Origin of the sequence: Bradyrhizobium sp. WSM1417, assembly GCF_000515415.1 — a bacterium.
Taxonomy (GTDB): domain Bacteria; phylum Pseudomonadota; class Alphaproteobacteria; order Rhizobiales; family Xanthobacteraceae; genus Bradyrhizobium.
The window spans coordinates 3,716,538-3,740,209 of the sequence record NZ_KI911783.1 but is presented as its reverse complement, the minus strand read 5'-3'; the positions used below and the strand labels follow the sequence as shown (position 1 = coordinate 3,740,209).

Here is a 23,672-nt window from a genome sequence, read left to right as displayed (position 1 = left end):
AGCGGGCTGGATTCCGACAGCAAACTCGCTGTCGCGGACGCTGGCTCCGGCCGCAGGAGATGTGATAATCCGCCTGGGCGCCGCGCATGTCGCGGCATCAAGCCGGAATGCGAATGACCACCCCTTCCAACGACATCGAGGAACTCGCGCGCCTGTTGCAGTCGGCCACGGCCGAGAACGCGCAGCTTCGCAGCGAGTTCGCGATCGCGCGCGATCGTCAGAGCGCCAGCGCCGGGATTCTGCGCACCATCGCAGCCTCTCCCTCCGATGCCCGGCCGGTCTTCGAGGCGATCGCGTCAAGCTCCCGGCGTTTGCTCGGCGGCTTCTCCGCCACCGTGCTTCAGTTCATCGAGGACGAGCTCCACCTCGTGGCGTTCACACCAACCAATCCCGAGGCGGACGAAGGGCTCAAGGCGTCGTTCCCGCGCAAGATTGCCGACTTTCCGACCTTCGCGCTGGTGCGTGGCGGCGAGACGATCCAGTTTCCAGATAGCGAAGCCGCGGAGGTCCCGGAGCTGAACCGGAATCTCGCGCGGCTGCGCGGCTTCCGCAGCGTGCTGTTCATGCCACTGATGAACCGGGGGACGCCAGTCGGCATGATCAGCGTCACCCGCGCCGAGCCCGGCGCGTTCGCAGCCGACCTCGTGCAGCTGCTCCAGACCTTCGCCGACCAGGCGGTGATCGCGATCGAGAATGCGCGCCTGTTCAACGAGACACGCGAGACGCTGGAGCGTCAGACCGCCACCGCCGACATTTTGAAAGTGATGGCCGCTTCGCCGTCCGACGTACAGCCGGTGTTCGATGCCATCGCCGCCAACGCCAACCGGCTGATCGGCGGCTTCTCCACGGCGGTGCTGCGCTACATCGGCGGCGCCGCGCACCTTGCGGCGTTCACGCCGACCGATCCGGCCGGCGATCGCGTGCTGCAGTCCTCGTTCCCGGTGCCATTCGCGCAGTTCCCGCCCTACCGGCTCGTGGCCGATGGGGCGGCGGCGCAATTGCCCGACACCGAGGTCGAACCGGCAGCCCGCGACATCGCGCGCGCCCGCGGTTACCGCAGCATGTTGTTCGCGCCCCTGATGAGCGACGGTGACGCCATCGGCGTCATCATCGCCACGCGGCGCGCGACCGGCGCGTTCGGCGAGCATCATGTGCGACTGTTGCAGACCTTCGCCGACCAGGCGGTGATCGCGATCAAGAATGTCAGCCTGTTCAATACCACGAGGGAGGCGCTGGAACGGCAGACCGCGACCGCCGACATCCTCAAGGTGATCGCGGCCTCGCCGGCGGATGTGACGCCGGTGTTCCAGGCGATCTCCGACAGCGCCAAATCCCTGGTCGGCGGACATTCCTCCACCGTCACGCGCGTCATCGACGGCCTGCTGCACCTGGCCGCCTTCAGCACCGACAACGAAGCCGGCAACGAAGAGCTGCTCAGCTCGTTCCCGGCGCCGCTGTCGGCGTCCGGCATTCACAGCCGGGTGGCAAGAAGCGGAGAGTTCGCATTCCGCAGCGACATGCAGAACGAGCCCGACCTCACGGACGCCATGAGAGAGCTGGCGCGGACCAGAGGTTATCGCAGCATCCTGGTGATCCCGATGCTGCGCGACGGCGTCGCGATCGGCACCATCGGCGTGACGCGTCCGGAGGCCGGTCCCTTCCCGGACAAGGCGATCGCCCTGCTCAAGACCTTTGCCGACCAGGCCGTGATCGCCATCGAGAACACGCGCCTGTTCAACGAGGTGCAGGATCGCACCAGGGACCTCGCCAAATCGCTCGACGATTTGCGCGCAGCCCAGGACCGGCTAGTCCAGACCGAGAAGCTGGCCTCACTCGGCCAGCTCACGGCCGGCATCGCGCACGAGATCAAGAACCCGCTCAACTTCGTCAACAATTTTGCATCGCTCTCCGCCGAGCTGACGGACGAGCTGAACGAGGCGCTCGCGCCTGTCCCGCTCGCGGACGAGGTCCGCAGCGAGGTCGACGAGCTGACCGGGCTTCTGAAGGACAATCTCGCGAAGATCGTGCAGCATGGCAGGCGCGCCGACTCCATCGTCAAGAACATGCTGCTGCATTCCCGCGAGGGCGGCGGCGAGCATCGGCTGAGCGACATCAACGCGCTGGTCGAGGAGAGCCTCAACCTGGCCTATCACGGCGCCCGCGCCGAGAAGCCACAGTTCGACGTGACGCTGAGGCGCGAGCTCGATCCGGCGGCCGGGCAGGCGGAAGTGTTTCCGCAGGAGATCACCCGGGTGCTGCTGAACCTGATCTCGAACGGCTTCCACGCGGTGGCCAAGCGCAAGTCGGATGACGGCGCCGCCGATTACGAGCCGGAGGTGATCGCCGCGACACGCGACCGGGGCGACAGCATCGAGATCCGCATCCGCGACAATGGCACCGGCATTCCGCACGAGGTGAAGGAAAAGATGTTCGATCCGTTCTTCACCACCAAGCCGGCCGGCGAAGGCACTGGCCTTGGGTTGTCGATGAGCCACGACATCGTGGTGAAGCAGCACGGCGGCACCATCGACGTCGCGACGGAGCCCGGCGCGTTCACCGAGTTCACGATTCGATTGCCGCGAAACAGCAGCTTTCCGGACGGAGGCCGCGGCTAGCGGTCCCTACTCCGCCATCTCGACGGGTTGCGTCGTGGACGGACCGGCCAGCGGCCGCTCCTCCATCATGATCAGGCAGAGCGCGGCGCCGGCCATCAGCGCCGTCGCGGCGCCGAAGACGTAGCGGAACGCATGCCGCATGTCGTCGGCTGGGATCGCATTGACGGCGCCGTGATGCTCGCCGGCGAGCGGAACGTCGGCGCCGAGTGCAATGAGCAGGATGGCCGCGAAGGCCGCGACCGTGAACGAGGACATCAGCGAGCGGAAGAAGTTCAAGGCGCCGGTGATGGTGCCGACCTGCGGACGGGCGACCGAATTCTGCACCGAGACCACGCAGACCGGAAAGGTGGTGCCGAGGCCAAGCGCAAACGCAGCCATCAGCGTCAGCAGCGCCCAGAGCGGCAGCGTCGTCAACGTGAGGGCGAGGCCGCACAGCGCGGCCCAGGACGTTCCGACGATGGCGACCCGCTTGTAGTGCTTGGCGCGCGCCATGGTGCGGCCGGCGACGGCCGCGCCGACGGTCGAGACCGCCGCGAGCGGAATCAGCGCAAGACCCGCTTCGCTGGCGCTGAGGTGATAGACCGCCTCGTAATAGAGCGGCAGCTGCACGGTGAGGCCCGTGATCGCACCGAGCGCGCAGCCGCCGGCCGTCAGCCCGAACGGCACAACCGATCCTCCGAGCAACGGCAGCGGCAGGAACGGCTCGTCGGCGCGGCGTGCGTGCCACACGAAGGTGACCGCGAGCGCGACGGCGCCGCCCACCATCGCAAGCACGGTCGGCGAGAGCCACGGAAAGCGCGTGCCGCCCCACGTCAGCACCAGCATGAAGACGACGGCGGAGGCCATCAGCAGCACGCCGCCGAGCCAGTCGACCTTGCGCTTGCGGTGGAATACCGGGATCTTCTTCATCCTCGGCAACAGCAGCGCAATCGCTGCGGCCGCGAGCGGCACATTGATCCAGAAGATCATCGACCAGTGCAGATGCTCGGCGAACACGCCGCCGATGACCGGGCCGAGAATGCCGCCGACCATCCAGACGCTGGAGAAATAGGCTTGGTACTGGCCGCGCTCGCGTGGGCTCACGACGTCGGAGATCACGGTCTGCACCACCGGCATGATGCCGCCGCCACCCAGCCCCTGGAGACCGCGTGCAAGAATCAGCATCGGCAGGTTCGGCGCAATCGCGCACAGCACCGAGCCCGCGACGAACAGGCTGAGCGAAATAATGATCATCACGCGCCGGCCGTAGATGTCGCTGAGCGTGCCGAACACCGGCGCGACCGCGGTCGAGGCGAGCAAATAGGCTGTGATGACCCAGGAGAGATTGGAGACATCGTGGAACTGGCGTCCGATGGTCGGCAGCGCGGTCGCGACGATGGTCTGGTCGAGTGCGGCCAGGAACATCGTCAGCATCAGGCTGATGACGATGGTGCGGACCTCGTCCTGCGACAATGGCGCCGGCGGCGCGAGCGAAGGAGCGTCATCGACGCTCAAGACCTCGCTCGGAAGGCGCGACAATTCCTCGGCGATGTCGTCGGGCAATGTCTGGGTGTCGGCAGAACTGCTCTGCCGCTCGAACTTGTTCATCTCGATCGGAAGCCATGAGGCGGCGCAACGCCGCGAAGGATTCGTTCTATGCAGTCCAATGTAGACAGCAAAGTTCTTCTCAGGCAGGCACCGCGGCGCATGGGTGCATCCCATCCCACGGCCCTCCCGAAGACGTGATCCGAATCCCCTCTTCAAACCCCTTGGCGGATCAGTCCTTCGGACGTCGCTTCAGGCGGGCTCGTTTCGGCAGCTGCGCCGGCCACTTCACGATGTGGTTCTCGAGCTCGTCGTCCGGAATCTCCACCTCGCTGCCTTCGACCCGTCCGCGTACGGAGACCCCGGCCTCATGCACGGTGTCGGGATCGCCTGACACCAGCGGATGCCACCAATAGAGGTCGCGCCCTTCCGCAACGAGCTTGTAGCCGCAGCTTGGCGGCAGCCAGTTCAGGGCGCGGACATTGGCCGGGGTCAGGCGGACGCAGTCCGGAACCTTGTCGGAACGATTCGCATAGTCCTTGCAGCCGCAGGTCACCCCATCGAGCAGCTTGCAGCCGACATGGGTGAAGTAGATGTCGCCGGTGCCCTCTTCCTCGAGCTTGTTCAGGCAGCAGCGGCCGCAGCCGTCGCACAGGCTCTCCCATTCGGGCCCCGACATCTCTTCCAACGTCTTGGTTTTCCAGAAGAATCCTTCCTGGCCTGAAGGTCGTTTGGGAGCTGCGGTCATGCGCCTCAACAAAAGTTCGAAAGAGCTACGGCTGGTGCCATCTAGGGCGTGCGGCCGTGGGGCCGCAAGCAACGCCCGCGTGAGGCCCGTAATGAACCGGGGTCAATTAGGCCTGTTGTTCAAAATCGCAAGCGTGACCATTGGTTTATAGGCCCTGCTCGGCTAGAAGGAACAGCAAGTCCCCACCGTCGCTGGCCGGGCGCCTTGGGTTTGCCGCAACACTCCCGCAAGACGTCTCGATGCCGCCCCGGCCGGGTGCTTGAACGCTTTCGAACCAAGCCGCAAGGGTTCTAGGTGCGCCAGATCATACCACCGCATTGGAAGGCCCGGATCCGGAATTTCTTCCTGGATCTCGATGCGCGCATCGACTCCTCGCTGTTCTCCTCGGCCAAGGGCATCCGCGAGCTCTACGAGCGCTACTCGACCTTCATGGACCGCTTCTATGTCGGGCGTTGGAAGCGCTGGGTGTTCATCGAGCCGCTGTCGGAGGCTGCGACCCTCGGCCTCGGTGGCCTGGTTGTGATGCTGACCCTCGCCATCCCCGCCTTCCGCGAGACCGCGGACGAGGACTGGCTGAAGAAGTCCGACCTCGCGGTGACCTTCCTCGACCGCTACGGCAACCCGATCGGCAGCCGCGGCATCAAGCACAACGATTCGATCCCGCTGGAAGATTTTCCGGACGTGCTGATCAAGGCGACGCTCGCGACCGAGGACCGCCGCTTCTACGAGCATTTCGGCATCGACATCGCCGGCACCGCGCGCGCGCTCGTCACCAACGCCCAGGCCGGCGGCGTCCGCCAGGGCGGCTCCTCGATCACCCAGCAGCTCGCCAAGAACCTGTTCCTGAGCAACGAGCGCACCATCGAGCGCAAGGTCAACGAAGCCTTCCTCGCGGTCTGGCTGGAATGGCGCCTGACCAAGAACGAAATCCTCAAGCTGTATCTCGACCGCGCCTATATGGGCGGCGGCACCTTCGGCGTCGACGGCGCCGCGCATTTCTACTTCAACAAATCGGCACGTGACGTGACGCTCGCCGAAGCCGCGATGCTCGCCGGCCTGTTCAAGGCGCCGACCAAATACGCGCCCCACATCAACCTGCCCGCCGCCCGCGCCCGCGCCAACGTCGTGCTCGACAATCTCGTCGACGCCGGCTTCATGACCGAGGGCCAGGTGTTCGGCGCCCGCCGCAATCCCGCCTTCGCGGTCGACCGCCGCTACGAGGCGTCGCCGAATTACTATCTCGACTACGCCTTCGACGAGATGCGCAAGCTGGTCGACACCTTCCCGAAATCCTACACCGAGCGCGTCTTCGTGGTCCGGCTCGCGATCGACACCAATGTGCAGAAGGCCGCGGAGGACGCGGTCGAGAACCAGCTGCGCCAGTTCGGCCGCGATTATCACGCGACGCAGGCCGCGACGGTCGTCTCCGATCTCGACGGCGGCATCCGCGCCATGGTCGGCGGCCGCGACTACGGCGCCAGCCAGTTCAACCGCGCCACCGACGCCTACCGCCAGCCGGGCTCGTCGTTCAAGCCTTACGTCTACACCACCGCGCTCCTCAACGGCTTCACGCCGAATTCGATCGTGGTCGACGGCCCGGTCTGCATCGGCAATTGGTGCCCGCAGAACTATGGCCATTCCTATTCCGGCGCGGTGACGCTGACGCAGGCGATCACGCGTTCGATCAACGTGGTGCCGGTCAAGCTGTCGATCGCGATCGGCCAGAAGGAGCAGCCGAAGGCGCCGAACCCGGCCAAGATCGGCCGCGCCAAGATCGTCGAGGTCGCGCGCCGCTTCGGCCTCAAGGCGCCGCTGCCCGACACGCCGTCGCTGCCGATCGGCTCGGACGAAGTCACCGTGCTCGAGCACGCGGTGGCGTATGCGACCTTCCCCAACCGCGGCAAGGCGGTGACGCCGCATTCCGTGCTGGAAGTGCGCACCGGCGCCGGCGATCCGGTCTGGCGTTGGGATCGCGACGGGCCGAAGCCGCGCCAGGCCATTCCCGCCTCGGTGGCTGCCGACATGGCCGGCATGATGAGCCACGTCGTCAGCGAAGGCACCGCGCGGCGCGCCGCCCTCGACGGCATTCCCACCGCGGGCAAGACCGGCACGACCAATGCTTACCGTGACGCCTGGTTCGTCGGCTACACCGGCAATTTCACCTGCGCGGTCTGGTACGGCAATGACGACTATTCGCCGACCAACCGCATGACCGGCGGCTCGCTGCCGGCGCAGACCTGGCACGACATCATGCTCGCGGCGCATCAGGGCGTCGAGGTGCGGGAAATCGCCGGCATCGGCATGGGCCAGAAGCTGCCGCCCGAGCGGATCGCCAACGCGCAGGCCAATGCCGCGCCGAAGGTGCTGGAGACCAAGCCCGGTCCGCCGCCCGTCTTGACCAAGCGCGGCGCCGACGTGTTGGTGCGGGTCGAGAAGCTGCTGGATGACGCGGCCCGGACCGCGACCAAATCAGCGGCCACCGATCCCAAACAAGCCAAGCCGGCATCGTCCACGAGCGCGCTCGCCTTCCCGCAGAATTATGCGGAAGAGAATGCGAACGCATCCGCCCCGCGCAAGAACTAATCGAAACAAGAACTGATCGAAACAAGTGCGGCTGATCCTGATCACATTGACGGCCCTTCTGCTCGCAACCGTGGTGGGCGTCGGCGCGACCTGGATGACGACGACGCGCGGCACCGAGATCGGCGCGCTGACCATCGGCCCGTGGACCGCGCGTCCGCGCACCGGCACCGCCGACGTCGATCCCTATTCGCGCGCCACCATCGTGCGCAACGGCGAACTGCCGATCGGCACCGGCGATGGCGTCGCCTTCACCGCAACCGCCGACGACAAGAAGAAGGTGCTCGACGGCCGCTGCGACGTCGTGGTCTCCGGCGTGACGCCGCCGGCGCGATTCTGGACGCTGACGCTCTACGACCGCAAGGGTCATCTCGTCCCGAATTCGCTGCAGCGCTACGGCTTCACCAGCCAGGAGATCGTGCGGCAGTCCGACGGCTCGTTCGAGATCCGCATCGCCTCGCGCTCGCGCGCCGGCAACTGGCTTCCGACCGGCGGCATCGAGCGTTACGCGCTGATGCTGCGGCTCTACGACACCCCGGTCGGCGTTGCCACCCGCACCCAGCGCGACGCGCCGATGCCCACGATCACGACGGCGGGCTGCTCATGATCCGGCTGTTGTTCACCATCGTTGCCGGCGTGGTGCTGGGCCTCGTGGTCCATCTCGTCAGCGTGCTGGCGTTGCCGCGGATCGCGACCCAGGACGCCTATTCGCGGCTGACGCCGATGACGAAGCTCAACGCGGTCACGCAGCTTCCGCTCGCCGATCCCAGCACCTCGCCGATGCCGTTCATGGACCCGGCCTTTGCGCTCGCGATCTGCCGCTACGATCTGTCGAACGGGCCGATCAAGCTGACGGTCCCCGTCAGCCAGGCCTACACCTCGGTGTCGTTCTACACCCGCAACGAGATCGCCTATTACGCCATCAACGACCGCTCGGCCGGCAAGAAGGTAATCGAGCTCGACCTGATGACCGAGCCGCAGCACAACGAGCTGCCGGAGGACGAAGAGATCACCGCCGCCGATCGCCTGATCATCGATTCCCCCAGCACCACTGGCCTGATCGTGATGAAGGCGCTCGCCCCCGAGCCCGGCCTGATGCCGCAAGCGCAAGGCTCACTCGCGGCCGCGAGCTGCGGACCGCAGACCGAGCCGCCCGCCAAGGCCGAAGCGCCGCGCGGACGGCGCTGAGGCGTGCCGCCTCGGCGGCGCAAAAACAAAAAATCGAAAAACAACCCCATGCACAGTAGCGAGGGCATTGAAATCATTAGCCTTTTTTGTTGCGCCAAATAGGCGTTTGCCGGACCGATACATCCCTGCCCGTCGCGCTGTTCGGCTTTGACTCGTCGGGCAAAACACTGGCAGAATGGCATCATCGAAAGTTCACCCGCGCGGAGCATTCCTGCGCGGGTTTTCTCTTGGCGGAGCGCAGGTGCCATGATCGGAGAAGCACCTCACTCCCCCCGCAGCAGGCGAGACTAAGCGCCGCGGGTGTCCCGAGCACCGGGCTGTTCCTTCGAGATCCTTACTGATTCCAAATCCTCAATTCCGCTCGCTTTGGCGCCAACTGTCCTCGGTCACGGACGGCCGGTCACCAAGTGCTAAACGCGGAGATTGAGCAATGCCAAAGCATGACGAAACATCGAAGCAGCGGGAGAAGCGGGAACTCGACGAGGAATTGGACCGGCAATTGCAGCAAACCTTTCCGGCCAGCGATCCGCTGAAGATCACGCGGGGCTCAACTAAACCACAAGCAGCAAAGCCGGCTGCGCGCGACAGCGAACGACGGCGGCGCTAGTCTATCGATCATCCCGACAGAGCGGGAGCCGTGGTCTCGCGGAAAAAAGAAGGGTTCGCCGGCGAGCGATGAGCCGCGGTACGCGTCACGCCTGCGGTTCGGCGATGATCGGCCGGCTTGGCATTGTACGTTCAGAGCCGACCGGAGGAACAACGAGAACGTCCACACTCACCGAACGCAGGACTTCTTCCGTTACGCTCCCGATCAACGCCCGAACCAATCCAGATCGCCCGTGCGTCCCCATCACCAGCATGTCAGACTGCCTCTCCGAAACAGCACGGGTGATGACCTGCATGGGCCCGCCCTCGGCGACCTGGAGAGACCATCGCTGCGTGCCGAGCTTGTTCGCCACCAGAAACTTCGTCAGCTCCTCCGTTGCCTTTAGACGCTCGCTATCGACATATCCGCTGATGACGGCCGCGCTCGCACCGGAGCGGACCAATCGCGCTTTCGTCATCGGCGAGAAGGCGTGAAGGATCGTTGTTGCGCCCTCTGTCAAAAGTCTGGTGGACAGGCCCACGCGGATTGCATCGGCGGATGTATCCGACATATCAACCGGCACCAGAGCGCGTTCATAGCGCCGCTGCGCCTCGTTGTTCACCATCAGAACCGGATACCTTCCTCCGCGAATTACACGCTCGATTGTGGTGCCTGTGAAGATGTCGCGCAGAAACTGCTTACGATGGGCTCCCATTACAACGAGATCCGCGTCGGCTGCTGCAGCCGCTCGCAATATCCCGTCAAAGGGATGGCCCCTGACCACAGTCGGGTAGCACTGAACGTTTTGCAGCTCCGGCATGGATGCGATCTGCTCAACCAGCACCCGCTGTGCCTCACGCTCTTCGATGCGGATCAGCTCCGCTGGCTGATCCTCGTCGACGACATGAACAAGGTGCAGTTTTGCATCAGGGGAGCGCGCCAGCAGGCCGGCCTGCCGCAAAGCGCGATTGGACCGGGTCGAGAAATCTGTCGCAGCGACGATATTCATATCAGAATCCTTATAATTGCGAACGGCCGCCAGGCTGATGGCTTGGCAAGCTCGACCAGCGCGGCAATTCGGTTGCCTTGCGGAGGGCCTATGACGCTGTCGCCGGTCGGCTTCGTTCGTTTAGTCCACCAAGTTGGACCGACGATGTGGAGCCGAGAAGCAACCAAGCATCGCGCCCCGCGAACATGCGGAGCACGATATATTTCTCGCTCATAAGCAACTGTTGTACGCGGTGACGGAGGCGAACCTCCCAACGTCACCTTTTAGGGTTGTGAGGAATTGGCGCTCGGCGGCGAGCGAATGCCTCGCGGAAGCCATCGGGATCTGAAATCCAGATGAACATGACCCATGAGGTCAGGACGAGCAGCGCGAAAAACACCGACATGAGAAACTCCCGGCTGTGGTTGCAGAACTATTGAGGTACCGTCCCGGACGAGATGAATCGTCCGGGTTACCGGCGGATCTGCAGCTGGGTCCTATAAATCCGGCGTCGTCGCGTTCTAGTCATCACTGCCTCTGTTTGCGGTGCGGCTCGCTTGCGAGCGGCATGTGCATCGCTCTGCGGGGCAGCGAGCTAGAGCCTCGCGGCCGCGACGTGGACTGAGTTCGGGTCTGATTGCCTCCGATCAGGCGGCCAATCTGCAAAGACTTCGGCGAACCCGTTTACTACTCAGCATCATGCATCATGCACTTAGAGGTGGGCATGCGATGTAGGAAATCAAATGCGACATTTAGCCTGGATTGACCGACTCGCAGGTCAAGGAACCTGCTGCAGGAAATCGCGCGTCTCGCGCTAATTGCCCTCTGGTCCGCGAACCTGCGCACTCTTTTCGGCGGTATCGCGAAATCGCGCTGCGCCCACCAATACGGTCAGGGCAATAGGCGTGGTTACCACGCCAAGCCCGATGATCAGGATTTCGTGCAGCACGGGCCTGCTCTGAAGTACCGAAAAGCAAACGATTGAAGCAGCTGCAATGAATACGGTGCCCAGCGTTGTCCCGAGCGTCGGCGCGTGGACCCGCTCGTAGAACGTGCCGAACCGCAAAAGGCCCAGCGAACCGACCAGTGTGACGGCGGCGCCGGCAAGAAGGAGAAGTGCCGTGAGAGCCGCAGCCCAGGGCGGCAGGTGTTCGATGCCGTTCATTCGATCACCTCGCCGCGCAGCAGAAACTTCGCCAGCGCAACCGTACCGACAAAACCGAAGAGGGCCATGGCGAGAGCCGCCTCGAAATAGAGCGTTTCGCCGGATCGAATCCCGAACGTCAGAAGCAACAACATCGCGTTCACGGACAGCGTGTCGAAGCCCAGAACGCGATCCTGTGCTCGCGGCCCCCGAAAGATGCGAACCGCGCCACAGCCGATAGCCAACACCAGAAGTACCTGCGCGGCGACAAGCGCGTAGATCAGCAAGAGCTGGCTCATTCGAATATCTCCAGCAGATGGCGTTCGTAGCGCTGCTTGATCGTGCGGATCCACTCGGCTTCATCGACCAGGTCGAGAACATGGATCATCAACAAGCCCTTCTGTGCATCGAAATTCACCCACAGCGTTCCAGGGCTCGAGGTAATGATGCAAGCCAGCAACGCCAGTCCGTAGGGATTGCGCATATCGAGCGGAATGTTCACGAACCCGGATTTTCGCTGTCGGCGCCCAAAACCGAGAATGATCCGGCCAACCGCCAAGTTGGAGCGGATGATATCGATCGCCACCAATCCCAACAGGCGTAGAAGGACGCCGGGTCGCCTGACGCGCGTGCTTGGTAACTCCAGCACGGTGAGAAACCGCCCGCCGACGAGCGCAATCACACAACCGAGAAGGACATGTCCGATCGTGACTGCCTGATTGAGCAGTAGCCACAATGCGAGCAGACAGAAGCTCATCCGCGGAAAGGGCAGGAATCGCGTCATTTGCCGCCCGCCTTTCGGCTGCCTTGGGCGCTGATCTCCAGGACGTCGCTGATGTAGCCCGCCGGCGCGTGCAGCGATTGCGCCGTTGCCTGCATGAAACGCATCACCGGACCGGCGAGCACTGTCTGGGCCGCGCAAATGATCAACAGGAACATGATGGGCGCCATCTCGATCAAGCGCACACGCGGCACGGTACGATCTGGCGAGGCCCAGAAGGAGCGGATACCTGCTCTGGTCAGCGCGACCAACGCCGCAAAACTGGATACGAGGAGCGCCAACAGGAGCGCCCATCCACTGCCAGGAACGGCACCGCCCGGATGCATGTCTGAGGGGCGAAGCACCGCCGTCAGCAGCGCGAATTTGGCTATGAACCCCGACAACGGCGGCAGCCCGGCGATGACCAGTGCGCACCCGATAAAGGCGACGCCAAGCAATCCCATTGTGGCCACAATGGCCGTGCCGACTTCCTCTTCGGTATGGTCCGCATCGTCATCTCCGTAAGCTTCTCGCGTGACGGCGATCACGTCAGCTCCGGGTTCGCGGCCGCGCTCGATGAGTTCGGCCAGAAGGAAGAACGCGCTGATGCCGAGGGTCGAGCTGACCAGGTAAAACAGTGCTCCACCGGTGACACTGACTTGCCCGGTCCCCGCGGCTGCCAGCACGGTTCCGGAGGATACGAGCACCGAAAAGCCGCCGAGACGGGCGGTGTCCTGGGATGCCAATGTGCCGATCGCTCCGAAGGCGATCGTCGCCAACCCACCCCATAACAACCAGTCACTGCCGAAGCCCGCTGACGCGCCACTGCCCTCACCAAAAAGCAACAGCGATAGACGCAGGATGATATACACGCCGACCTTGGTCATGATCGCAAAGATCGACGCCACCGGTGGACTCGCGGCTGCGTAGGCCGTCGGCAGCCAGAAACACAGGGGCCACATGCCGGCCTTGAGCAGGAAGGCCACCGCCAGCATGCCGGCGCCTGCTTCGAGCAAACCGCGGCTCTCCGCAGCGATTGCAGGTATCCGCGCCGAGAGGTCCGCCATATTGAGCGTCCCGGTGACGCCATAGATCAGGCTGACCCCGATCAGGAACAATAGCGACGCGACCAGATTCATGACGATGTAGTGCAACCCAGCCTTCACCCGTGCGAGACCGGAACCATGCAGCAGAAGTCCGTACGAAGCGGCCAGCAACAACTCGAAGAAGACAAACAGGTTGAAGAGATCGCCGGTCAGGAAGGCACCATTGAGGCCCATCAACAGAAACTGAAAGAGCGGATGGAAATGCGCGCCTGTCCGGTGCCAACGGGCGAGAGAGAACACGAGCGACGCCAGCGCCAGGATGCTGGTCAGGAGCAGCATGAGCCCGGAGAGCCGATCGAGAACGAGGACAATTCCGAACGGCGCAGGCCAATCGCCCAGGCGATAGACTTCCCTGATTTCGGGGTGACCCGAATCAGACATTCCGAGCAAGATCACCGCGACACAAACGAGTGCAACCGTCGTGGCGACGTTAACCGCAGCCACGATGTTGCGGTGCCGCTCTCCATTCAAGAGCAGCATGCCTGCACCGGCAAGCAGGGGCAGGACGATGGGCGCAACGACCAGATTTGCGATTCCGCTCACGCTTCAGGCTCCTGACCGTCGACGTGATCGGTCCGAGCCAGGCCGCGCGACGCGAGGAGAACGACAAGGAACAGCGCCGTCGTTGCAAAACTGATGACGATTGCAGTCAGTACGAGCGCCTGTGGTAGCGGATCAGCATGTTTCGTTGCATCCCCGATCTCTTTTGCGATCAGCACCGGCGCTCCCGTCCGCACCCGTCCCATGGCCACGATGAAGAGATTGACGGCGTAAGAGAGCAACGAAAGCCCGATGATGACTTGAAACGTGCGCGGCCTGAGGATCAGCCACACTCCGGACGCCGTAAGCGCACCTATGCCGAAGGCCAGGCTAAGCTCCATTTTACACCAACTCCTCTTTCGGTCGCTCACCGGGCGCGCGTTGCCCCGCCTGGAGCGACACGCCATAGCGACGTAGCGACTGATGCGCGATTGCGATGAGCATCAGGACCGTCGCGCCGACGACAAGCGAGAACACACCGATATCGAAGAGAAGAGCGCTGGCCGCGGGGACGCGACCGAGCAGAGGCAGTTCGGCATATGCAAAGTACGAGGTCAGGAAGGGGTGTCCGAAAACGCAGGCGGCAACTCCCGCAAACCCTGCCAGCAAGAGGCCGAAACCCATCCAACGCACCGGCATGACGTGAAGACGAGCTTCCACCCACACCGTGCCGCGAGCCATATACTGCAGGATGAACGCTGTTGCCATTGCGATGCCGGCGACGAAGCCGCCGCCCGGAAGGTCGTGCCCGCGCAAGAGAAGGAAGATGGCCACGACGCCGATCACGGGAAACAGCAAGCCCATCATCAATGCTGCAGTAGCCAGCGTGTCCTTGGCAGTGTCGCCCTTCTGTCGATCGGGATGAGCCTCGTCGTGGGCATCCTGGACATGCTGCTGTTCGGGAACGGGAATGCTTTCGGGGGCCGGACGGAAACGGCGCAAAAGCGCAAAGACGGTCAGCGCGACGACCGCAAGCACCGTGATCTCGCCGAGCGTATCGAACCCGCGAAAATCCACCAGGATGACGTTGACCACGTTGGTTCCGCCCCCCTTCGTGTATGCGTTTTCCACGAAGTATCGCGAAATGCTGTGATTGTCCGGGAGCTGCATGGCTGCCAGCGCAAGGGTGGCCAAACCGAGCCCGGCGAGGAGCGCGATGGAGAAGTCGCGAACACGTTGCCACCGAATGCTGTCGGGCGCCTCGGCCGGGCCTGGTCGCGCAATGCGTTTCGGCAGCCACCGCAAGCCGAGCAACAGGAGAACCGTCGTAACCGTCTCAACGACGATCTGCGTCAGCGCGACATCGGGAGCGGACAACCAGACGAAGCTGACGCAGGTGACGAGACCCGCGGTCCCGAGCAGTATCAGCGCCACCACCCGATGAAATTTGGCCTGGACCGCGGTCCCCACCGCGCAACCACCGCCGACCACCCAGAGTAATCCAAAGACGAGGTCGAATTCCCTCTCTGACGGTCCCGTCAGCGAGAGGCCGCGGGCGTAGAGGGGCAGCAGGGCAGCGACGAACGCCACGCCGGCCAACAGTCTCAATTGTGGTTGGAGACGCCTCGTGCCGAGATTGGTGGCGAGCCATCGTGCAAGCCGCCAGGACAATGTCACCAACGCCCAGTCAAATATCCGTTTGCCATTGATGCGTCCGAGCAAGGGCGGTCCCTCGTGCGAGAGCAGGTAGGAGCGCAGCATGACGTAGACGCCCAACCCACCGGCCATCGCTACGATGCTCATCAGAAGTTCAGGCGTAATTCCGTGCCAGAGACGAAGGCTGTACTCCGGCATCGCGGAGCCGAGAACCGCCCGGGCAGCCGTATCGAGGATCGGCGCCACAGTGAGAGCCGGCGCGACGCCGACGATGAGGCATGCCAGCACGAGCAGTTCGGCCGGAAGTCGCATCAACAGGGGCGGCTCATGTGGAACGCGTGGCAAGCCGGTTGGAGGCGGGCCGAAGAACACGTCGCGAATGAAGCGCAGCGAATAAGCAACCGTGAACGTGCTGGCGAGAGTGACGATGTACGGCAGCGCCTGATCGACGAGGGAGTTGTCATGGACCTCGATCGTCTCGGCAAAAAACATTTCCTTCGACAGAAAACCGTTCAGCAACGGCACTCCCGCCATTGCCGCGGCAGCCACCATGGCCAGCGTCGCCGTAATCGGCATGAAGGCCCATAGCCCGCTAAGGCGGCGGATGTCGCGCGTGCCGGTTTCGTGATCGATGATGCCGGCCGCCATGAACAGCGATGCCTTAAAGGTCGCGTGGTTCATGATATGGAAAATCGCCGCGATCTGCCCGAACGGGGTATCGAGTCCGGTCAAAAGTGTGATCAGGCCGAGATGGCTGATCGTCGAGTAGGCCAATAGCCCCTTCAGATCCTGCTGGAACACGGCGAGAAACGCGCCCAGAAAAAACGTGATCAGGCCGGTCGAGCCCACCAGCCACAGCCATTCATTCGTTCCACCCATCGCCGGCCAGAGCCGCACCAGAAGGAAGACTCCAGCCTTCACCATTGTTGCCGAATGGAGATAAGCGGAAACGGGAGTTGGGGCGGCCATCGCGTGCGGCAGCCAGAAATGAAACGGGAATTGGGCGCTTTTGGTGAGCGCGCCGAGAAGGATCAGAACGAGTGCGGGGACATAAAGCGCGTGCGAACGGATCGCGTTCCCGGAAGCCAGCACCTGCTCCAGGTCATAGCTGCCGACGATGTGCCCGATCAGCAGCACGCCGGCGAAGAGGCAAAGCCCACCCGTCGACGTGATCACCAGCGCCATCCGCGCGCCATCTCTCGCCGCCGCGTTGTGGTGCCAGTAACTGATCAGCAGGAATGAAAAGAGACTGGTCAGCTCCCAGAAAAAAACCAGTTGGAGCAGGTTGCCGGAGAGCACGATTCCCAGCATTGCTCCCATGAAGGCGAGCAGGAGGGAGAAGAATCGCGGAACGGGATCACTGGGTGACATGTAGTAGCGGGCATACAGCACCACCAGAAAGCCGATGCCGGTGATCAGCATGGCGAAGGCCCATGCAAACCCGTCAAGCCTCAGCACAAACGCGAGTCCAAGTTCAGCGACCCAGTCCGTCCGCCACCCGACAACGCCGCCATTCGCCACGTTCGGATAAGACGCGCCGATGAGGCAAAAAGCTGTAAGTGCGACCGCTCCAGCGAGCCACGCCTCAGCGTTGCGTGCATTGACCCGCAAGAGTGCCGCAATAAAGCTTCCTGCGAAAGGAAGGACGAGAACGGCAAGCAGGAACATTTGCGTTCATTGCCCCAGGCTGCGAGGTGGAGAGATGCTTGCGCTGATCCTCAAATGCTTAGCCGAGGCGGATCGATATCTCCACTGCTAGATTTAGCGCCCTTGTGATGGTTTGGCCCGGAAACCGCCATTTGGGCAGACACTGGCTCCGCGATCGAGCGGTTCAGATCCAGTGTGGAAGGGTGCCAGTCGCGGCGGCAACGAGGGCCGCGAGAGCGCCGAGCAACGCGTAGAATCCGCAGAGCGCGATCACCGCCAGCCACTCATCTCGACCGGCTCGGTGTCCTCAGCTGGGCTGACCTCGGAGCGGTATCGCATGTCATGGCGCCCGTTCAGTGTTCCATCGCCAGGTGCAAGCGATCGACGCCGATTAAACCGCGTGATTGTCCGACCCCCTCACTTCAAAGACGCTTCTTTGTCCCTCTCGATACTTCGCGTGTACAGGTGCTGTGCGGTTTCGTCGCAATGTTTCCAGGGAAATGAACCACTATAGTCAGAGCATCATGGCTTATGTCATCGACATTGATGCGCGCACCGCGCGTTTTGCTCTTCACGCCGGCCGCCTCCAAGCAGGCGGTTAGCCGGACGGTGTTCGCGCCGTCCGGGCTCTTTTCCAGCTTTCGTGACCTCCACTCGAGAGGTCGTCTTGAAGCAGAAGGAGTGCGCCGTGCTGCCTCTTCCAAAAATCGCACTGACCTCATCAGACTATCCGCGGCTCGAACAGCTCGCCCGCCTCGCCGTCCAAAAAGGAGATTTGGACGGGATATTCCTCATGGGCGAAATCAACCGCGCCGATATCGTCCCGGACGAAGCGGACAAGGTCCGTCCTTTCGTGACGATCGGATCATGGGTCACCCATTGCACGAATTGGGGCGTTCCGCGTCGCACCGTGCAACTGGTCTGGCCCGAGGAGTGCTGGTCGGATCCCGCCTGCATTTCGGTGTTGACCCCGCTGGGTACAGCTTTGATCGGACTGCAGGTCGGCGACCAGATGCCGTACTTCATCGCCGGATGCCTGAATGTCGTCAGGGTCCAAAGCCTGACCCCATCGGATTCAAAGGTCGTCCCACTCTTCCGGAGAGGGACGAGGCGGTCAGGCAACCCGTTCGACGACGACCCCGGACCAACTGCAGCATAGGAGCGACCAATGCGCAATTTCGAAGCTGAGAGCCGGCGAGAACAGCCCGCGTTGCCGCCGATCAAGATCACTGAGGACGAATCGCGGCGCCTCAGTTCCTTGGCCAATTCGAGCATGGATCTGTTTCCGCGAGTGGCCCATTTTCTGGCCCGAGAAATGGAACGTGCCACGGTGACGGACGAGAACAATTTGCAAGGCGTGATCAGGATGGGCTCGAGAGTGACCTATCGCGATGACGAGACGGGTGCGAGCCGAGAAATCGTGCTGGTCTATCCGCATGAGGCAAACATCGAGCTCAATCGGATCTCGGTCCTGACGCCTGTTGGAGCGGCCTTGATCGGCCTATCGCCGGGGCAGCGGATCGACTTCGAGACGCCCCACAAGCGCACCAGGGGCCTGACCGTTCTCGCGGTGTCCGAATAAGGCCCCGTACATTAAGTCAGATCGAGCGTTGCCGTCTTGCGATGTCGGCGCGAAGTCCCCAAGGCGTCGCGCCCGGATCTGGCCGTTTCCCGCGAACCCGCCGACGGTCTGGATCTCACTCGACTACAATCGGGACGGAACGTATCGGAGCAAGCCAATGCTCATTAATCCCTTGGACATTGCGGAGTATTCCCGCGCGGCAGCTTCGGTGACGGCGCAGATCAACAAATGTTCACCGGTAAAATTCCCAAAGGATACGCTTCCGGCGCAGTCGATCCGATGGCAGTTCGAGAGCGACGAACGCGCCAGGAATTCGCGGTCGAAGACATAGCTAACCCGCGCGGAGCAGTCCGGCGCGGGTGTTTTATTGCAGGACACATTGCCGAGAACGACGACCTCGTCCTCACCTATTCGGCAGCTTGCGGAACGCGCATGGCCCCCTCATCGGCAGGAGCCGTTCGCTCACCCGGCGGAAGCCCCCGCCCCTTCACCAGGCCGAAAATCGCGGGGATCACGACGAGCGTCAGCACTGTCGATGACGTCATGCCGCCGATCATGGGCACCGCAATGCGCTGCATGATCTCCGATCCGGCTCCGGTGCTCCACATGATCGGCAGCAGACCGGCCATGATCGCGACCACCGTCATCATCTTGGGCCGCACACGCTCGACCGCACCCACCATGATGGCATCGTGAAGGTCTCGTCGGGTAAAGACCCTGCCGTCAGCGCTGCACCTGGCTCTTGTCTCGACCAGCGCGTGATCGAGGTAGATCAGCATCACGACGCCCGTCTCGGCGGCAACGCCGGCGAGAGCGATGAAGCCGACCGCGACAGCAACGGACAGGTTGAAGCCGAGCCACCACATCATCCAGATGCCGCCGACCAGCGCGAACGGCAGCGACAGCATCACGATGAGGGTCTCGGTCATCGCCCGGAAGTTCAGGTACAACAACAGGAAGATGATCGTAAGCGTCACCGGAACGACGATCTTCAGGCGGGCGGCGGCGCGCTGCAGATATTCGTATTGGCCGCTCCATATCACGTAGTAGCCGGCCGGAAACTGGATGCTTTCGGTGACGGCGCGCTGCGCATCCGCGACGTAGCTCCCGATGTCGCGATCGCGGATGTCGACGTAGATGTAGGTCGCAAGCTGGCCGTTCTCCGTTCGGATCGAGGTCGGCCCGCGTGCCGGCTCAACCTTGGCCACCTCGCCGAGGGGCACGGCGCCGCCCGAAGGCATCGGCACCAGGATGTCGCTCGCGATCGCCTTGGGATTGTCGCGGAGGTCACGCGGATAGCGCATGTTCACCGTGAACCGCTGCCGGCCCTCCACGGTCGTCGTGACCGTCTGACCGCCGAGCGCGGCCGCGATGGTGTCCTGAACGTCCTGGATCAGGATGCCGTAACGGGCGAGCGCCTCGCGATCCGGAACGATCTCGAGATAATAGCCGCCGATGCCGCGTTCGGCGTAGGCCGACGACGTGCCGGGCACGGTCTTGACGACGCGTTCGATCTGCTTTGCGAGCCGGTCGATCTCGACGAGGTCCGCGCCCATGACCTTAACGCCGACCGGCGTGCGGATGCCGGTGGAGAGCATATCGATGCGCGCCTTGATCGGCATGGTCCAGGCGTTGGAGACGCCCGGGAATTGCAACGCCTTGTCCATCTCGGCGACAAGGCCGTCGACCGTAACGCCGGAACGCCACTGCTCCTTCGGCTTCAAGTTGACGATCGTTTCAAACATCTCCGTCGGTGCGGGATCGGTCGCAGTGGCGGCCCGTCCCGCCTTGCCGTAGACCGAAGCGACCTCCGGGAACGATTTGATGATGCGGTCCTGCATCTGCATCAGCTCGGCCGCCTTGGTGACCGAAATGCCGGGCAGCGTCGTCGGCATGTAGAGCAGCGTTCCCTCGTTCAGCGCGGGCATGAATTCCGTGCCGAGCTGGCGCGCCGGCCAGATTGTCACCGCAAGCACGACGAGCGAAACCAGGATGACCAGCGTCTTGGCGCGCAGAACCCCCTTGATCACGGGACGATAGACCCAGATCAGGAAGCGATTGATGACGTTCCTGCTCTCCGGGACAATCCTGCCGCGGACGAAGATCACCATCAGCGCCGGCACCAAGGTAACGGACAGCAAGGCCGCGGCAGCCATGGAGAAGGTTTTCGTGAACGCCAGCGGGCTGAATAATCGGCCCTCCTGCGATTCCAGGGTGAAGATCGGCATGAACGACACGGTAATGATCAACAGGCTGAAGAAGAGCGCGGGACCGACCTCGGATGCTGCGTCGATCAGAATCTGCACCCGGGACTGATGGGGTCTCGCCCGTTCGAGGTGCTTATGTGCGTTCTCGATCATGACGATGGCGGCGTCCACCATGGCGCCGATCGCGATCGCGATACCGCCGAGGCTCATGATGTTCGATCCCAGCCCGAGCAGTTTCATGGCGCCGAACGCCATCAGCACGCCAACCGGCAACATCAGGATCGCGACCAGCGCGCTGCGGACATGCAGAAGGAACACGATGCAGACGAGCCCAACGACGACGCTCTCCTCGAACAGGGTGTGCTTGAGGGTATCGATGGCCGCATAGATCAGGTTCGACCGGTCGTAGACCGGTACGATCTCGACCGATTTCGGCAGGCTGCTGGCGATCTCCCCGAAGCGCTTCTTGACGTTTTCGATGACGTCGAGGGCGTTGACGCCGAACCGCTGCAGCACGATGCCGCTTGCGACCTCGCCCTCGCCGTTCAATTCGGCGATGCCTCGCCGCTCGTCCGGCCCGAGCTCGACGTTGGCGACGTCCCGCAGCAACACCGGCGTGCCGTTGCTCGTCTTCAGCACGATGTTGCCGAGATCGTTGATGCTCTTGATGTAACCCCTGCCGCGGATGACGTATTCGAACTCGGAGAGCTCGACGGTGCGCCCGCCGACATCGGCGTTGCTGGCGCGGATCGCCTCACGTATTTTTTGCATGCTGATGCCGCGGTCGCGCATCCGCTGCGGGTCGAGGACCACGTTGTACTGCTTGACGAAACCGCCGATGCTGGCGACCTCGGCGACGCCATCGGCCTTGGCCAGCGCGAACTTCAGATTCCAGTCCTGGATCGTGCGCGTGTCCGCCAGGTTCAATTCCTTCGATATCACGGCGTACTGGTAGACCCAGCCGACGCCGGTCGCATCGGGACCGATGGTTGGGGTGACACCGGTAGGAAGTCTGGACGAGGCGCCGTTCAGGAATTCCATCACGCGCGAGCGCGCCCAGTAGATATCGGTGCCGTCCTCGAAGATCACGTAAACGAAGGAGACGCCGAAGAACGAGAAGCCGCGCACGACTTTCGATTTCGGCACGGTGAGCATCGCCGTCGTCAGCGGATAGGTGACCTGATCCTCGATCACCTGCGGCGCCTGCCCGGCATACTCGGTGTAAACGATGACTTGCGTGTCCGAGAGGTCCGGGATCGCATCCAGCGGGAGGTGGACCAGGGCATAGAGGCCGGCGGCGGCAGCGAAGCCGGTACCGAACAGCACGAGCAGCAGATTGCGCGCCGACCAGGCGATGATTCGGGCGATCATTTGTGATCTCCCGTTGCATGGTTAGGGCCGGCGTCGGTGGCTCGGGACGCCGCCTCGCCAAACCCCTTCAGCGCCGCCTTCAGGTTGCTCTCCGCATCGATCAGGAAGTTGGCGGAGGTAACGACCGCCTCGCCCTCCGCGAGACCATCCCGCACCTCGACGTAACCGCCGCCGCGACGACCAAGCTTGACCTCGCGCGGTTCGAAACGCCCTTCCCCTGTGTCGACGAGGACGCTCTGCCGGCTGCCGGTGTCGAGCACCGCACTGTCCTGTATCGCCAGGACGGGCGCGGCATCGGCCGTGTCGATCTCGGCATCGACGTACATGTCCGGCAGCAGCATCGCGTCCAAATTGGCAAGCTCGATCCGGACACGAACGGTTCGCGTGTCGCGGTTCACCTGCGGATAGACAACGGCGATCGTCCCGGTGAAGGTTCGGCCGGGGAAACCGCGTGCGCGCACGGCGACAGACTGCCCCACCGCGATGCTGCCGAGATCGCGCTCGGCCACGTCGACCAGCGCCCAGACAACCGAGGTGTCCGCGATCCGGAACAGCACGTCGCCGGGATTGGCCCGCATACCTTCGATCGCGCTACGCTCGAGCACGACTCCATCGCGCGGCGCAGACCAGCGTATGGTGACCGGCGAGGTGTGCGTCCTGTCCATCTCCGCGATAACCGCATCGGGAACATCGAGATTGACCAGCCGCTGTCGCGAGCCGCGGCCATACGTCTCGACGCCGCCGACCGTCTTGGAGGTGATCGTCGCGAGATATTCCGCCGCTGCGGAGGCGACCGCCGAACTGTAGATTTCCATCAGCGGCTGGCCCGCCTTGACGCGCGTGCCGGTGGTCACGTCGGCGACCTTCTGCACGAAGCTTTCGGCGCGCATCGCGATCACCGATATGCGGCGTTCATCGAGTTGGATCGTACCGGGCGCCTTCATCGCGACCCGCATCGAGCGCCGCTCGACCGGCTCGGACTTCACGCCCGTGCGCTGGATCTTGCCGGGCGACAGCTTCACGGTGCCGTCGTCGGTGTCGTCGCCTTCGTAAACGGGGACATAATCCATCCCCATCGAATCCTTCTTCGGCACCGGCGAGGTGTCTGGCAGGCCCATGGGATTGCGGTAATAGAGGATTTTCCGCGAAAACGCCTGCTGCGCCTTCGGTCCGGCCTGGACCGCCTGATCGTCGTCATAGACCGGCAGGTAGTCCCGGCCGCGCTCGTCCTTCTTCGGACCGGCAGACCAAAGCGGCGCACCGCCCGGATCGCGGTAATAGAGCGGAGTTGGCTCGGCGGCAGCCGCGGCCGATATGATCTCGGCATCGAGGAGCCCTCGCGCACGGTTCAAATGCCAGTAACCGGCCAGGGCCAGGCCGCCGCCCAGCGCAAGAGCCGTCAGGAGACGCAGCGTTTTCATGTCGTGTATCCGCGCGCCCGGGAGCGCGCATCCATGTGAATGAAAAGGGGAATGTCGGGCGCCGCCGGG

19 protein-coding genes are annotated in these 23,672 nt (G+C 63.4%); 7 read left to right on the top strand and 12 right to left on the bottom strand.

Annotation, left to right across the window (positions count from 1 at the left end; genetic code table 11):
- The first annotated feature begins 113 nt into the window (after window positions 1-113).
- Window positions 114-2,615, top strand: coding sequence for a GAF domain-containing protein (locus BRA1417_RS0117915; RefSeq protein ID WP_027516954.1), 2,502 nt, complete (start codon window positions 114-116; stop codon window positions 2,613-2,615).
- Between the two features lie 6 nt (window positions 2,616-2,621).
- Here the strand turns inward: BRA1417_RS0117915 and BRA1417_RS0117910 are convergent, their stop codons facing one another.
- Together BRA1417_RS0117910 and BRA1417_RS0117905 are read right to left on the bottom strand one after the other, a co-directional pair.
- The gene (locus tag BRA1417_RS0117910) at window positions 2,622-4,202 is read right to left on the bottom strand and encodes an MDR family MFS transporter (protein ID WP_027516953.1); all 1,581 of its coding nucleotides are present in this window, start codon (window positions 4,200-4,202) and stop codon (window positions 2,622-2,624) included.
- Between the two features lie 169 nt (window positions 4,203-4,371).
- Window positions 4,372-4,887: a YcgN family cysteine cluster protein gene (locus tag BRA1417_RS0117905; RefSeq protein ID WP_027516952.1), complete on the bottom strand. Its 516-nt coding sequence runs from the start codon at window positions 4,885-4,887 to the stop codon at window positions 4,372-4,374.
- Between the two features lie 294 nt (window positions 4,888-5,181).
- On the opposite strand from BRA1417_RS0117905, the gene BRA1417_RS0117900 reads away from it, so the two are divergent.
- From BRA1417_RS0117900 to BRA1417_RS44815, 4 genes are all read left to right on the top strand, one after another.
- Window positions 5,182-7,470: a transglycosylase domain-containing protein gene (locus tag BRA1417_RS0117900; RefSeq protein ID WP_027516951.1), complete on the top strand. Its 2,289-nt coding sequence runs from the start codon at window positions 5,182-5,184 to the stop codon at window positions 7,468-7,470.
- 25 nt (window positions 7,471-7,495) lie between these two features.
- Window positions 7,496-8,074, top strand: a complete 579-nt coding sequence (locus BRA1417_RS0117895) for a DUF1214 domain-containing protein (protein WP_007593444.1) — start codon at window positions 7,496-7,498, stop codon at window positions 8,072-8,074.
- Window positions 8,071-8,655, top strand: a complete 585-nt coding sequence (locus BRA1417_RS0117890; protein ID WP_027516950.1) for a DUF1254 domain-containing protein — start codon at window positions 8,071-8,073, stop codon at window positions 8,653-8,655. Before BRA1417_RS0117895 ends, BRA1417_RS0117890 begins: the two co-directional genes overlap by 4 nt.
- 430 nt (window positions 8,656-9,085) lie before the next feature.
- Window positions 9,086-9,262: a hypothetical protein gene (locus BRA1417_RS44815; RefSeq protein ID WP_018458535.1), complete on the top strand. Its 177-nt coding sequence runs from the start codon at window positions 9,086-9,088 to the stop codon at window positions 9,260-9,262.
- An 85-nt stretch (window positions 9,263-9,347) separates the two neighbouring features.
- Here the strand turns inward: BRA1417_RS44815 and BRA1417_RS40560 are convergent, their stop codons facing one another.
- From BRA1417_RS40560 to BRA1417_RS0117855, 8 genes are all read right to left on the bottom strand, one after another.
- Window positions 9,348-10,250, bottom strand: a complete 903-nt coding sequence (locus BRA1417_RS40560; RefSeq protein WP_051448352.1) for a universal stress protein — start codon at window positions 10,248-10,250, stop codon at window positions 9,348-9,350.
- A gap of 256 nt (window positions 10,251-10,506) precedes the next feature.
- Window positions 10,507-10,635, bottom strand: a complete 129-nt coding sequence (locus BRA1417_RS46020; protein WP_256379172.1) for a hypothetical protein — start codon at window positions 10,633-10,635, stop codon at window positions 10,507-10,509.
- 408 nt (window positions 10,636-11,043) lie between these two features.
- Entirely contained in the window at window positions 11,044-11,394 is a 351-nt protein-coding gene (gene mnhG / locus BRA1417_RS0117880; RefSeq protein ID WP_027516949.1) for a monovalent cation/H(+) antiporter subunit G, read from the bottom strand.
- Window positions 11,391-11,672: a K+/H+ antiporter subunit F gene (locus BRA1417_RS0117875; RefSeq protein WP_027516948.1), complete on the bottom strand. Its 282-nt coding sequence runs from the start codon at window positions 11,670-11,672 to the stop codon at window positions 11,391-11,393. The genes mnhG and BRA1417_RS0117875 overlap by 4 nt, the downstream gene beginning before the upstream one ends.
- A complete protein-coding gene (locus BRA1417_RS0117870) occupies window positions 11,669-12,157 on the bottom strand; it encodes a Na+/H+ antiporter subunit E (RefSeq protein ID WP_027516947.1) in 489 nt (162 codons plus the stop codon). Before BRA1417_RS0117870 ends, BRA1417_RS0117875 begins: the two co-directional genes overlap by 4 nt.
- Window positions 12,154-13,782 (bottom strand): monovalent cation/H+ antiporter subunit D, encoded by a 1,629-nt coding sequence (locus tag BRA1417_RS0117865; protein WP_027516946.1) that lies wholly within the window; start codon window positions 13,780-13,782, stop codon window positions 12,154-12,156. Before BRA1417_RS0117865 ends, BRA1417_RS0117870 begins: the two co-directional genes overlap by 4 nt.
- Complete coding sequence (locus tag BRA1417_RS0117860; protein ID WP_027516945.1) at window positions 13,779-14,120, bottom strand: Na+/H+ antiporter subunit C; 342 nt, start codon at window positions 14,118-14,120, stop codon at window positions 13,779-13,781. The genes BRA1417_RS0117865 and BRA1417_RS0117860 overlap by 4 nt, the downstream gene beginning before the upstream one ends.
- 1 nt (window position 14,121) lies before the next feature.
- Window positions 14,122-17,043: a monovalent cation/H+ antiporter subunit A gene (locus tag BRA1417_RS0117855; protein WP_027516944.1), complete on the bottom strand. Its 2,922-nt coding sequence runs from the start codon at window positions 17,041-17,043 to the stop codon at window positions 14,122-14,124.
- Window positions 17,044-17,689: 646 nt separating this feature from the next.
- Here BRA1417_RS0117855 and BRA1417_RS0117850 point away from each other — a divergent pair.
- Entirely contained in the window at window positions 17,690-18,181 is a 492-nt protein-coding gene (locus BRA1417_RS0117850; RefSeq protein WP_027516943.1) for a GreA/GreB family elongation factor, read from the top strand.
- Between the two features lie 9 nt (window positions 18,182-18,190).
- Window positions 18,191-18,604, top strand: coding sequence for a nucleoside diphosphate kinase regulator (rnk, locus tag BRA1417_RS0117845; protein ID WP_035968618.1), 414 nt, complete (start codon window positions 18,191-18,193; stop codon window positions 18,602-18,604).
- 407 nt (window positions 18,605-19,011) lie between these two features.
- Here the strand turns inward: rnk and BRA1417_RS0117840 are convergent, their stop codons facing one another.
- Together BRA1417_RS0117840 and BRA1417_RS0117835 are read right to left on the bottom strand one after the other, a co-directional pair.
- The gene (locus BRA1417_RS0117840; protein ID WP_027516941.1) at window positions 19,012-22,182 is read right to left on the bottom strand and encodes an efflux RND transporter permease subunit; all 3,171 of its coding nucleotides are present in this window, start codon (window positions 22,180-22,182) and stop codon (window positions 19,012-19,014) included.
- Window positions 22,179-23,603 (bottom strand): efflux RND transporter periplasmic adaptor subunit, encoded by a 1,425-nt coding sequence (locus BRA1417_RS0117835; protein WP_027516940.1) that lies wholly within the window; start codon window positions 23,601-23,603, stop codon window positions 22,179-22,181. Before BRA1417_RS0117835 ends, BRA1417_RS0117840 begins: the two co-directional genes overlap by 4 nt.
- Between the last annotated feature and the right edge of the window lie 69 nt (window positions 23,604-23,672).